This window comes from Peribacillus folii, assembly GCF_030271255.1.
In the GTDB taxonomy this organism is placed as follows: Bacteria; Bacillota; Bacilli; order Bacillales; family DSM-1321; genus Peribacillus.
The window spans coordinates 33,809-46,237 of record NZ_JASJOM010000003.1; the positions used below are offsets into that span (position 1 = coordinate 33,809).

A 12,429-nucleotide genomic window follows, 5' to 3' on the forward strand; every position below is an offset into this window, starting at 1 on the left:
TGAACTGTATGAGAACGTGTAATACACCACTATAAGAGGGAGGCTGCTGATGATTGAGTTGGATGTCCAAAGCCGGAAACCCCTATATGAGCAATTGATGGACAAGTTCAAGGAACTAATGATTCATGAGGTGTTACAGGAACATAATCAACTTCCGTCGATTCGGATATTGGCCCAGGAATTGACCATCAATCCAAATACCATTCAGAAAGCCTACAAACAGCTTGAATCTGACGGATATATCTATACAGTGCCAGGCAAAGGGAATTTCGTCGCCCCTCCAAGATCCATCAAGAATTCCTTGAAAGAAGCGAAAATCAGGAACGAGCTTGAAAAGGTGCTTGCTGAAGCCATGTATATCGGGATCGAGAAACATGAAATCCATCGATTGGTAAAGGATATCAGTCCATTGGCAAAGGAGGGAGCCCATGATCGAAATAAAGCAGGTGAGTAAATTATATGAAGGGAAGGAGGCAATCAAGAGCTGCTCCTTGACTATCGGAAAAGGTACCATTTTTGGTTTGCTAGGTTCCAATGGGGCAGGGAAAACGACTCTGTTAAAAATGCTATCTGGCAATCTGGTTCAGGATGCCGGCGAGGTACTGATTGATCGATCACCTGTATTCGAAAACCGTGAAGTGAAAAACCGTTGTTTCTTTCTACCTGATACGCCTTATTTCTTGGCAAACTATACGATTTTGCAGATGGCCGTTTTTTACAGCTGTGTATATGGGAAGTGGGATGAAGAACGCTTCTATCAGTTACAGGAAATATTTCCGATTCCCCTCCAGTATAAAATACATAAACTTTCGAAGGGGATGCAAAGACAGGTTGCTTTTTGGCTCGCCCTTTCTACGATGCCTGAAGTCCTGATATTGGACGAACCTTTTGATGGCCTTGATCCGGTCATGCGTAAAAATGTGAGGCAGCTATTGGTTCAGGATGTGGCGGAAAGGGATATGACGATCTTGATTTCCTCCCATAATCTCCGGGAAATAGAAGATTTGGCCGATCATGTAGGAATCTTGCATAATGGTGAGCTTGTCATCCAAAAGGATCTGGCTGATTTGAAGGCGGATGTACACAAAGTCCAAATTGCTTTTAAACATAAAATTCCTCACGGGATTTACCGCGGAATCCAAATCCTTGACAAACAAAGGCAAGGAAGTGTGATCGTCTGCATCGTTAAAGGAAAAGAAACGAGTATCAAGGCGCATTTCAATCAGTTTCAACCTGACATTTTGGATATGCTCCCCCTTACCTTAGAGGAGATATTCATTTATGAAATGGGGGATATAGGTTATGTCATCCAGAATAACCTGGCTTAATAGGGAACTGATTATCTATATTTTCAGGAGCACTGGCTGGATTGGCTTTCTCTACACCATTGGCCTCATGTTTGCCCTGCCGTTGGAAATATTGACTCTTATTTTGAATGAAAATCATTATGTGGAATTCGAAAACCTTTTTTCCAGTCAGCAAATGATTCAATTTGTCTTGGTCATCGTCATTCCAGTCTTACTTGCTATCTTTCTCTTCCGTTTTTTGCAGATTAAACAAGCATCGGACTTTATCCATAGTTTACCCATCACCAGGCGTACCGTTTTTATTCATATGGTGGGGATGGGGCTTTCGTTCTTAGCCTTGCCCATAATATGTACTGGTTCAATTTTAATCTTGTTTCAATCTGCCATTGATATCGAAAGACTTTATACGCTGGCTGATATTTGGTCCTGGATGGGAATCACTTTTATTTTGGAATCGGTCATTTTTTCTGTTGCCGTTTTTATAGGGATGATAACGGGGTTATCGGCTTTGCAAGGCTTGCTCACTTATATATTCTTGGCACTGCCTGTGGGCCTATTTGTGTTGTTTACAGCAAATTTGAAGTTTTTATTAACAGGATTTTCCGCAGATTATTATTTAAACGCCAACCTGAATGGAATTTCGCCTTTATTGGCTGCAACAGAGATGGAGAATATCACATTTTTCTCCTCTCAAACATTATTCTTTGCATTGTTGACCTTGCTTTTTTTGTCCCTATCGTTAGTGATTTATCACAGAAGGAAGATGGAGCATGTTTCGCAGGCCTTTGTTTTCCCGTGGATCAAGCCATTATTCAAATTTGGCTTGACGACATGCATGCTGCTGTTTTCAGGATTTTATTTTAGTGAAACGACAGGGAAAATGGGCTGGATTTTCTTCGGATACGTGATCGGCTCTTTATTAGGGTATTATATAGGGGAAATCGTCCTGCAGAAGACTTGGCGAATCAAGTTTAAATGGAAAGGTTATTTAGTATTTACGATGATTATCCTTTCGCTTGCGCTCATATTGAAAATAGATCCGATTCAGTATGAGTCCAACATACCTGACAAAAAGGAAATCAGCCAAATTTATATTGGCAATTCCCCTTTGTATTTTGAAGATGAAATCACGCATATCGGCCCAACATTCCTTAAAGAGAAGGAAAACGTGGAAGCGATCACGTTATTGCATCAGCAAATCATCGAAAAGGGAAATACGGTTTCCGTTGGTGAATGGAATGACGGCCACTCCGTATTCATCATGTATCAACTCAAGGATGGAAAACGATTAGCGAGAGAGTACCATTTGCAAAATTACGGATCGTACCTGCAGCTATTGGCCAAGATTTATGAGTCGAGTGAATATAAAAAAATGGTGAATGAATTGTTGAATGTGACAGCTAAAGATGTTTCTAAAATAACAATAAAAGCGAGCGGGCAGGTCGATAAATCCGTAACGATCAATGACGGACCTCAGCTCCAAGAAGCCTTCCAGGCTCTGTCCGAGGACCTCAATGATCAATCCTTCGCTCAAATGACGAATTCTATCGGCGATTTTGCTACGATTGATATTTATTTGGGAAAAAACAAAATCATTTATATGAATTGGGACTCCTCTTTCACTCAGTTTTCAAAATGGATGGAACAAACTGGGAGATCGGAAGAAGCTCGGCTAATGGCTAGCGACATCTCTGTTGTCATGATCGCCAAACCAGAATCAGAAATTGTCAATTCATTTTCAGCAGAGGAGATCGCCCAACAAATCGAACAAAATCCGAATAATCTGAAAATAAACACCCCGTCAGAAATCGATTCGCTCATCGATAATGCTCAAGTTGGTTGGAACGGGGAGTACGTAGCAGCTTTTCATTATAAAGCTAGCAAAGAGGTCGATATCAAGAGTTTTTCCGGTGAACATGTTCCCGATTTCATCTTGAATCATTTCAACTGAAAGAAGGGCTAAGGAACCGAAAGTTATTCGAGAAGGAACTAACGCTTAAGCTGTTCCAAAAAAAAAGGTAAAACAAAGTTGGTTGGAACGTAAGGTACGAGACTCCTGCGGGAAGTGCGAGTCACAGGAGACACCGGAGGCTGAAAGCCGAGGAGTCTCCCGGACCGCCCGCGGAAAGCGAGTGCCTGGAGAGGAAACCAACGGCCATATTGTATAACCCAAAAAAATAGACAAACTCGATTCTTATCGAGTTTGTCTACAGTCTGAGAGGATGCGCCCAATAAAGGGCGGCATCCTCTTCTTGCATTTGACCTATGTTGTTGTTTCCATACATTACAGTTTTACGACGTTTATCGCTTGAGGCCCTCGGCTGCCTTCTTCAATCTCGAATTCGACTTCTTGTCCTTCATCAAGCGTTTTGAAACCATCACCCTGAATTGCAGAAAAATGTACGAATACATCATCCTCATTCGGGACTTCAATGAAACCAAACCCTTTGTCGCTATTGAACCATTTCACCTTTCCAGTTACTGTCATTCGTTGAATCCTCCTAAAAATGTAAAAAATTAATGGTGAGGATTTTTCCTTGGGCGGAAGAATCCATTTCACACATTATCAAAAATCCTCTGTTAAGATGCTTGATAATAGGTAAATGGCCCAGGAAATTTCCGCTGGATATATTTCTACAGGTTTTTAATGTATACCCTGCTTTAATAAGGATAAAACAAATTGAAGTATTTTATACCCTTTTTAAGGGAATTAATATAACAACGAAATAACGCCAATGTCCATGGCCGGCCATAACTTGAAGGATAAAAAGGTACCCAATGCCGCAGTTTCAAAAAAAAAGAATAGCTCAAATACGTTTCCATCAGGAAGCAAGCGGGTAAAGGTTAAGGAAGAAAGGACTGATGAATAATGAAAAAACTTCTAAAAAGAGCCATCATTTTTGCTGCGCCAATCATATTCAAAGAGGTCAAGAAGCGCTGGAAAAATAAACGAAACCAAAAAGCGATGAAAACCGCGAGATAAATCTTAAAACCATAGAAATGGTTAAAAGGGGCGCTGATCGGGCGTCTTTTGTTTTGCCTTCCGAACAAATCCTCATCCAATGATTCATTCACCTCTACATCTTTCCTTCATATCGTGTTAAAATAGTAAGGTTGATTGAAATGAACGCTACGTGGCCAAGGCCTTGGCCTTATGATATATTCTTCGAACATATCTCGTGTATGATCAGAGTTTTACATACAAAGAAAGGTTGCCATTCCAATGTGAAAATACAATCAGATCACTTATAAATCATTAAGGACTCCACTAACGAAAGGAACATTTTATGACTACATTAAAAGATGAGGTCCAATCGCGTCGGACCTTCGCAATCATCTCTCACCCGGATGCCGGGAAAACGACTTTGACCGAAAAATTATTGCTGTTTGGCGGTGCGATTCGCGATGCCGGAACAGTTAAAGCGAGAAAAACTGGCAAGTATGCAACAAGTGACTGGATGGAGATTGAAAAACAACGTGGAATTTCCGTTACATCCTCCGTCATGCAATTCGATTATGATGATTTCCGTGTGAATATTCTTGATACACCAGGTCACCAAGACTTCAGTGAAGACACCTACCGTACACTGATGGCTGTTGATAGCGCCGTGATGATCATCGATTCGGCAAAGGGAATCGAGGATCAGACCGTTAAATTATTCAAGGTGTGCAAAATGAGGGGAATCCCGATTTTCACGTTTATCAACAAAATGGACCGTCAAGGTAAAATGCCACTCGAGTTGCTTGCCGAACTTGAGGAGGTATTGGGTATCGAAACGTACCCAATGAACTGGCCAATCGGGATGGGAAAAGACTTTGTAGGCATTTACGATAGGTTCAACAATCGGATTGAACAGTTCAAGACAGAAGGCGAGGATCGCTTCCTCCCTTTGAATGCCGAAGGTGAACTTGAAATCGATCATGCACTGAAGGATTCCCAGTTATATGAGCAAACTTTGGAAGAAATCATGCTATTGACTGAAGCAGGCAACCAATTCTCTGAAGAAAGCATCGCCAATGGCAAGCTTAGTCCGGTATTCTTCGGAAGTGCCTTGACGACTTTTGGTGTCCAGACGTTTTTGGATGCTTATCTGCAATTTGCACCTGCTCCTCAAGCGCGGATGACAACGTCTGGAGAAATGAGTCCCTTCAGTAATGATTTTTCCGGCTTCATTTTCAAGATCCAAGCGAATATGAATCCAAAGCATCGTGATCGGATTGCTTTCCTGCGCATCTGCTCCGGTAAATTCGAGCGAGGAATGAGTGTCAACTTGAGCAGGACGGGAAAACCAATCAACCTTTCTTCTTCAACCCAATTCATGGCTGATGATCGGAATACGGTAAACGAGGCGGTAAGCGGGGATATAATTGGTTTATATGATACGGGGAATTACCAAATCGGCGACACGATTACGACGAGCAAAGACATGTTCCAATTCGAAAGGTTACCACAATTTACTCCGGAACTATTCATGCGTGTAACAGCTAAAAACGTCATGAAACAGAAACATTTCCATAAAGGAATTAATCAACTTGTACAAGAAGGGGCGATACAGCTTTTTAAAACGGTCCGCATGGAAGAATACCTGCTTGGTGCCGTTGGGCAGCTTCAATTTGAAGTGTTCGAGCACCGGATGAGGAACGAGTACAATGTCGAAGTCCTGATGGAGCGCATGGGCAGTAAAATCACACGCTGGGCCGAAGATGAAAAGCTTGATGAAAATCTTCATAGCTCAAGAAGCATACTTGTTAAAGACCGTTTTGACAAATACGCATTCCTATTTGAAAATGAGTTTGCTCTACGTTGGTTCCAAGATAAGAATCCTGACGTGGAATTATATAATCCAATGGATCTGAAATAATGTGAAAGCCCGTGTCATTCATGTACACGGGCTTTTTCAGCGCACTCAAATGATCCTATTCACCCCAAGAACTCACTTTTCCAGGGGAGGACAGCATTGCACAACTCCAATATCTTCAACATGGCCCATTATTAACGAAACCGTCATGGCTTGCATTTATAGTATTGGTGTCTGCAGGCAAGCCCATGTTAGAGGCTTTTCTTGTTTTTATTTCAAATTTGTCAGTTGGATTGGAAATACATAAAAAATCATGTGGACGACAAAGTAATTCAAGCACAGAGGATGATTGGCGAGACGTCCCTCCTAAATTATACCTTTGACAAACGTCAGTAACTCCTTTATATTTAGCTGGTACTTTAACGCTTAAAAGCATATCAGTAGATAATAATAGTTTCATTACTTCATGGAACATACAAAATGAAAGCGGGGAAAATTCATCATGCGTCTTGAAGATGCCAAGCTAAAACTCTCTTTACTTGAAGCAATTTCTGTTTTAGCGATTCTGTTCTTAATCATTGCAATAGGAATCATACATTATGAACTCGTTCCTCATATTCCGATCATTGCAGCTATCTTATTTTTATTTGTTTATGGAAAAATCAAGAAGCTGCCATTTTCTATTATGGAGACTGCTATCGTCAAAGGGGCAGTTTCAGGTATGGGAGCGATTTATATATTCTTTTTCATAGGAATGCTCATCTCGATCTGGATGGCAAGCGGTACGATCCCCACCCTCATGTACTATGGCTTTGACTGGATTTCCGGTAAGTATTTCTATGCGGTAACATTTTTGGTATGTTCGCTGATCGGGCTCTGTATCGGGAGTTCACTTACAACATCAGCCACAGTCGGGGTCGCTTTCATAGGGATGGCGTCGGCGATGGATTTCTCGCTCGCGATAACAGCAGGTGCAATCATTTCCGGAGCATTTCTTGGAGATAAAATGTCTCCATTATCCGACTCGACAAACCTTGCTTCTGGAACGGTTGGAGTGCCGCTATTCGAACATATAAATAATATGCAGTGGACAACGATTCCTGGTTTTTTACTATCACTTATTCTATTTTACTTCCTATCACCGGATGTCAAACTGGCTCGTGTTGAGGAAATAGAAGCCATGACCAATGCCTTGCAAACGGAAACGAACATCAGCTTATGGAGCTTGATACCGTTTGTCATCGTTCTGGTCATGGCGTTGAAAAAGATGGCGGCAATTCCGACATTGTCAGCAGGAATCGTGTCAGCGGCGGTCATTGCCTTCATGCAAACGCCAAGTATGACCGTTGCAAAAATGGCGGATAACTTATATAGCGGTTTTGTACTGAAGAGCGGGATGGAACAACTTGACTCCATCCTATCGCGGGGCGGCATAGAAAGCATGATGTTCTCCGTTTCCATGGTGTTGCTGGCACTGGCGATGGGTGGTCTTTTGTTTGAATTGGGAGTCATCCCTTCCATCCTAAATGCGGTCCAGGGTTCATTGACGAGTGTAGCGAAAGTGATTTCAGCTACCGTATTTGCAGGTATAAGCGTGAACTTCCTAGTGGGGGAACAGTATTTGTCAGTTATATTGCCTGGGAAAGCCTTTCAGCAGAAATATGAAGCTCTAGGCTTGCAGCCAAAGACGCTTGGAAGGGTACTTGAAGACGCGGGAACAGTTGTCAATCCACTTGTTCCTTGGGGGGTATGCGGGGTATTCCTGACGCAGGTATTGGGAGTTCCAACCCTTGAGTATGCGCCTTTTGCATTCTTTTGCTTGATTTGCCCTTTGCTTAGTTTGATTTCTGGCTTTACGAAAATAGGTATCCATTATAAATGAAAAAACAGGCGGTCGGTCTCGACTGCCTGTTTTTTCACGTGAATCACTTATTTCATTGAAGCAATCTCATCCTTTGGAATGGAAATGACCTTTTCCTTCTGTTCCAATAAATTCATCCGCATGACGACATTTTGGAATATGCCCATGGAAAGCATCAGCAGCAATAAGGATGAACCGCCGTAGCTGATGAAGGGGAGCGTGATCCCTGTGATGGGAATGAGTCCAGTAGCACCGCCAATATTGATGCCAACCTGAATGCCGATCATGGATGAGATCCCGATCAATAGCAGGCTGCCGAAGGGGTCCTTACACCTTGCTGAGAGTATGAATCCCCTAAGGACGATAAAACCTAAAGATAGTAATACGAAGCCTACCCCGAATATTCCAAGTTCTTCTGCAATGACGGAAATGATGAAATCCGTATGTGATTCAGGGAGATAGCCGTATTTTTGTACACTGTCACCAAGCCCGACACCGGTAAGGCCGCCTGATCCAATCGCATACAATGAATTCACGAGCTGATACCCATTACCGCCCTCTTGACCGAAAGGATCTGCAAATCCCGTGAAACGGGACACTTTATTTTCAGAGAAAACCGATGACATATTTCCTGTCAGAAGGATCCCCAGTGCAAATATGGCAACGAATATCGAGGTGATCAGAGAGAGTTTGAATATACTCTTAAAGGACATGCCAGATGAAATGATCATGGTACTTGAAATTAGGAAAATGACAGCGGCCGTCCCATAGTCAGGTTGTATCCCGATTAAAAAGCAAATGAATACAAGAAAGAAAATCGGGGGGATGACGGCTTTATCAATACTGTTGATTCGATCCTGCCTTTTTCCATAAATGGCTGCAAGATAAATGATGATGGCAAGTTTCGAAAATTCGGCTGGCTGGATCGATTTTGTTCCTACCTTGAACCAGCTTGTGGCATTTCCTGCTGTATGTCCAAAGATAAACAGCAACAAAAGGATACCGGCCATTCCTAACATCATAAGCATTAAAAAGTTTTTGTTTTTGTACATCTTATAAGGTAGGATCATCGTAACGATCATTGCCAGGAATGAGATGATAAAGGCCACTTTTTGTTTCTCGAAGAAGAAATCCATGGGCTCCTTGTATCGAGCGACAGCCGTGACCATGCTCGAACTATAAATCATCACTAAACCAAACAAACATAGTAGTACGACAGCGATGAAAATCGGAAAGTCGTATGCTTTAATTATTCTTTTCACTTGTGCGCTCACCTCAAATATGTATGCGCGAAAAAATCGCCTTCTTCTATAGTACCGGAAAATCTGTTATTTAGATAATAATTTTTATTGTGTAACATGAATTTATCCTCCAAGAAACAATAGTAAACACTTAATCCGTTAATTTGACAGTAATTGGTCTTTTCATCCTTCGCGGAACATCAATTCTTATATCATTACGTTCGATAGTGAAAGAGGAAATCCTTTTAAAAAAAATTTTTTTTACTATATATTCCATTGAGATAGTACTATTATGACGAGGAGATAAAAGTCAAAGGTGGATGTGAGGGAGGATTACATGGAGCACATTTATTTTTTTACCGGGTTCCCAGGTTTCATCAGCAACCAATTGATCATGGAGCTAATAAGGCGTGATGAAGCGATCAACAAGATATACTTGCTTGTTTTACCCCAGCAAACGGCAAAAGCGGAAGTGGAAATCAAAAGGCTTGAAGAGTCGTCTGGAAAGAAAGTCGCCTTTGAGATTGTAATAGGGGATATTACAAAAGAGCACCTTGCCTGTTCATTGGATGTATACCATGAACTTCAGCAGCAAGTCACGCACCTTTTCCATCTTGCAGCGATATATGATCTGGCTGTACCGGAAAGATTGGCTAGGCTTATCAATGTAATGGGGACGAAGCAAGTGAACGAATGGGCCAAAGGGGTGACTGCACTCAAGAGGTATACGTATTTCAGCACGGCTTATGTAGCGGGGATGAGGGAAGGGTGTTTATATGAACATGAATTGACGCGGCCGAAGAGCTTTAAGAACCATTACGAACAAACGAAGTATGAAGCTGAATTATTGGTCGAAGAGCTTAAAAAAGAAATTCCCATCACGATAATCAGGCCAGGTATCGTAAAAGGTCATTCTCGGACAGGGGAAACGATTAAATTCGATGGCCCTTATTTTATCCTTAATTTTCTTGATCGCCTGAGTTTCCTTCCTTTTTTTCCATACATCTCAACGGAGAGAGAAACGGTCGTGAATCTTGTTCCCATCGATTATATTATACAGGCAACTGCATTTCTGGCATTATATAAGGAAGGGGCAGGTAAGACCTATCACCTGACCGATCCCAACCCGTGTACGGCTAGGGAAATATATGAGCTCTTCGTAGCGGAATTGCATAATCAAAAACCAAGGGGGCATGTACCTCTGTCACTGAGTAAGGCGTTTTTATCCATACCGTCATTACGTAGATATTTAGGTGTGGAAAAAGAGGCCCTTGATTATTTCACTTGGAAGGGGCGTTTCGACTGCTCTTTGGCGCAAGGAGATCTAAAAGCTTCAGGCATCATGTGCCCAGACTTCAGAGAAGGCGTCCCTGCCATGGTCGATTATTATATAACACACAAACATGAGAAAGAATATCAACTCAAAATAAGATGAAGCAAGGGGAGTATTTATGGAAGAAAAACATGACAAGTGGGAAGTGTTTTCCCCGGCTACAGGCGAAAAGATTGCCGAGCTGAAACCGACGCCACTGTCATCCATTCCTGATGTATATACAAAATCAAGACATTCCTTCCAATCATGGTCGAAGCTTTCCGTAAGTGAGCGGCTGAGGTATTTACGACAGCTTCGCCTGCTCATGGTTGAAAAAATGGATGAAATAGCTGAAGCCATCTCAAAAGATACGGGAAAAGTGAAAATAGAAGCATTGGTTGCGGATATCATGCCAACGATCGATGCAATCAAGCATATAGAAAAGCACGCGATTAAATCCCTATCCGGGAAAAAGGTCGCAACACCGCTCATGTTGGTCGGAAAGAAATCTTATATTGAGTATATGCCTAGAGGTATTGTGCTTGTCATCTCGCCGTGGAATTATCCGCTGCAATTGGCGATGGTGCCCATTCTTAATGCGCTTGCAGCCGGAAATACTGTCATTGCCAAGCCATCGGAGGTAACGCCGTTGGTTGGTGTATGCATGGAAAATCTATTTGTTGAAGCGGGGTTTCCTAAGGATACGATTCAATTTGCGCATGGTGGGAAAGAATTGGGCGCTGCGTTAACGCAGCAAAAACCAGATTATATCTTTTTTACTGGATCTGTAAGGACAGGAAAAATGATTGGTGAAGTGGCTGCAAAACAATTGATTCCGACCACCCTCGAGCTTGGAGGAAAGGATCCGATGATCGTCTTTCGTGATGCGAACCTGGAACGGGCTGCGAACGCAGCGCTATGGGGGGCGTTCACGAATAGCGGGCAGGTTTGCATGAGTGTCGAAAGGGTGTATGTGGAACGGCCGGTTTTTCGGGAATTCCTGGAGCTGCTTAAAGAAAAAACGAAGGCCATGAGGCAAGGCACTCATTTAAAGGATGATATCGGCTCGATGACGTTTCCGGCCCAGGTGGATATTGTCGCTGCACACTTGGAGGATGCCCTTGAAAAGGGGGCGATACTTGAAGCTGGTATACGGCCAAAAGACTGGAAAAAGGGGGAGACCCATTTCATTGCTCCGACGATTCTGTCCAATGTCGACCATTCCATGAAAATCTTGAATGAAGAAACGTTCGGCCCCGTGTTGCCTATCGTACCGTTCGACTCCGAGGAAGAAGTGGTCTTCTTGGCAAATGAAAGTGATTACGGCCTGAATTCAAGTGTATGGACAAATGATAAGGAAAAAGCAAGGCGAATTGCATCACAGTTAGTGACAGGAGCGGTGACCATTAATGATGTGCTCGTTACTGTCGCCAATCACCATTTGCCTTTTGGCGGTACAAAACAAAGTGGCATCGGCCGTTACCACGGTGAGCAGGGACTGAAGATTTTTTGCCATGAAAAAGCGATCATGATAGACAATGGTCGTAAAAATACGGAAATACAATGGTATCCATATGATGGGAAATATACGAGCTTCTTATCTTTGTTCCAAAATTACTTTTCCGGTAAAACGAACTGGATTAGCTTCAGCAAAGATTATTTGAAATTGATCAAGCTATCCAAAATGAAACGGAAAGATTGATCCAATCATAAAAAAGATTGTTATTTTCATATCAATGGCGTATACTAGTAATATACTTAATAACTGATTTTCCTTTTCAAAGGGGAGTAGCGTTAGGGTTCGCCCTAAAACAAAGTCGTCATTACGTGAATGGAAACATTCATCGGCTTTGTTGACATGTTATCATGTTCAGCAAGACCTTTGCCTATATGGCAAAGGTCTTTTTAT

9 protein-coding genes are annotated in these 12,429 nt (G+C 42.2%); 7 read left to right on the forward strand and 2 right to left on the reverse strand.

Annotated features, from left to right (window positions below; translation table 11 throughout):
* Window positions 1-49: 49 nt before the first annotated feature.
* Genes QNI08_RS05200 through QNI08_RS05210 form a run of 3 tightly spaced genes read left to right on the forward strand, consistent with a single transcriptional unit; the run spans window position 50 to window position 3,258 of the window.
* Complete coding sequence (locus QNI08_RS05200; protein ID WP_285766381.1) at window positions 50-454, forward strand: GntR family transcriptional regulator; 405 nt, start codon at window positions 50-52, stop codon at window positions 452-454.
* Window positions 429-1,328: an ABC transporter ATP-binding protein gene (locus QNI08_RS05205; RefSeq protein WP_285766382.1), complete on the forward strand. Its 900-nt coding sequence runs from the start codon at window positions 429-431 to the stop codon at window positions 1,326-1,328. The genes QNI08_RS05200 and QNI08_RS05205 overlap by 26 nt, the downstream gene beginning before the upstream one ends.
* The gene (locus tag QNI08_RS05210) at window positions 1,303-3,258 is read left to right on the forward strand and encodes a DUF6449 domain-containing protein (protein WP_285766383.1); all 1,956 of its coding nucleotides are present in this window, start codon (window positions 1,303-1,305) and stop codon (window positions 3,256-3,258) included. Before QNI08_RS05205 ends, QNI08_RS05210 begins: the two co-directional genes overlap by 26 nt.
* A 333-nt stretch (window positions 3,259-3,591) precedes the next feature.
* On the opposite strand, the gene QNI08_RS05215 is transcribed toward QNI08_RS05210, so the two are convergent.
* Window positions 3,592-3,795, reverse strand: a complete 204-nt coding sequence (locus tag QNI08_RS05215; protein ID WP_285766384.1) for a cold-shock protein — start codon at window positions 3,793-3,795, stop codon at window positions 3,592-3,594.
* 799 nt (window positions 3,796-4,594) lie between these two features.
* Here QNI08_RS05215 and QNI08_RS05220 point away from each other — a divergent pair.
* Together QNI08_RS05220 and nhaC are read left to right on the forward strand one after the other, a co-directional pair.
* On the forward strand, window positions 4,595-6,169 hold the full coding sequence (locus QNI08_RS05220; RefSeq protein ID WP_285766385.1) for a peptide chain release factor 3: 1,575 nt from the start codon (window positions 4,595-4,597) through the stop codon (window positions 6,167-6,169).
* 439 nt (window positions 6,170-6,608) lie between these two features.
* Window positions 6,609-7,988 carry a Na+/H+ antiporter NhaC gene (gene nhaC, locus QNI08_RS05225; RefSeq protein WP_285766386.1) on the forward strand — a complete coding sequence of 460 codons (1,380 nt, stop codon included), beginning with the start codon at window positions 6,609-6,611 and terminating at the stop codon, window positions 7,986-7,988.
* Window positions 7,989-8,035: 47 nt separating this feature from the next.
* Here the strand turns inward: nhaC and QNI08_RS05230 are convergent, their stop codons facing one another.
* Window positions 8,036-9,229, reverse strand: coding sequence for an FtsW/RodA/SpoVE family cell cycle protein (locus QNI08_RS05230; RefSeq protein WP_285766387.1), 1,194 nt, complete (start codon window positions 9,227-9,229; stop codon window positions 8,036-8,038).
* Between the two features lie 316 nt (window positions 9,230-9,545).
* Between QNI08_RS05230 and QNI08_RS05235 the strand changes: the two genes are divergently transcribed.
* Window positions 9,546-10,643, forward strand: coding sequence for an SDR family oxidoreductase (locus tag QNI08_RS05235; protein ID WP_285766388.1), 1,098 nt, complete (start codon window positions 9,546-9,548; stop codon window positions 10,641-10,643).
* A gap of 16 nt (window positions 10,644-10,659) precedes the next feature.
* Window positions 10,660-12,222 (forward strand): aldehyde dehydrogenase family protein, encoded by a 1,563-nt coding sequence (locus QNI08_RS05240; RefSeq protein WP_285766389.1) that lies wholly within the window; start codon window positions 10,660-10,662, stop codon window positions 12,220-12,222.
* Window positions 12,223-12,429 lie beyond the last annotated feature (207 nt).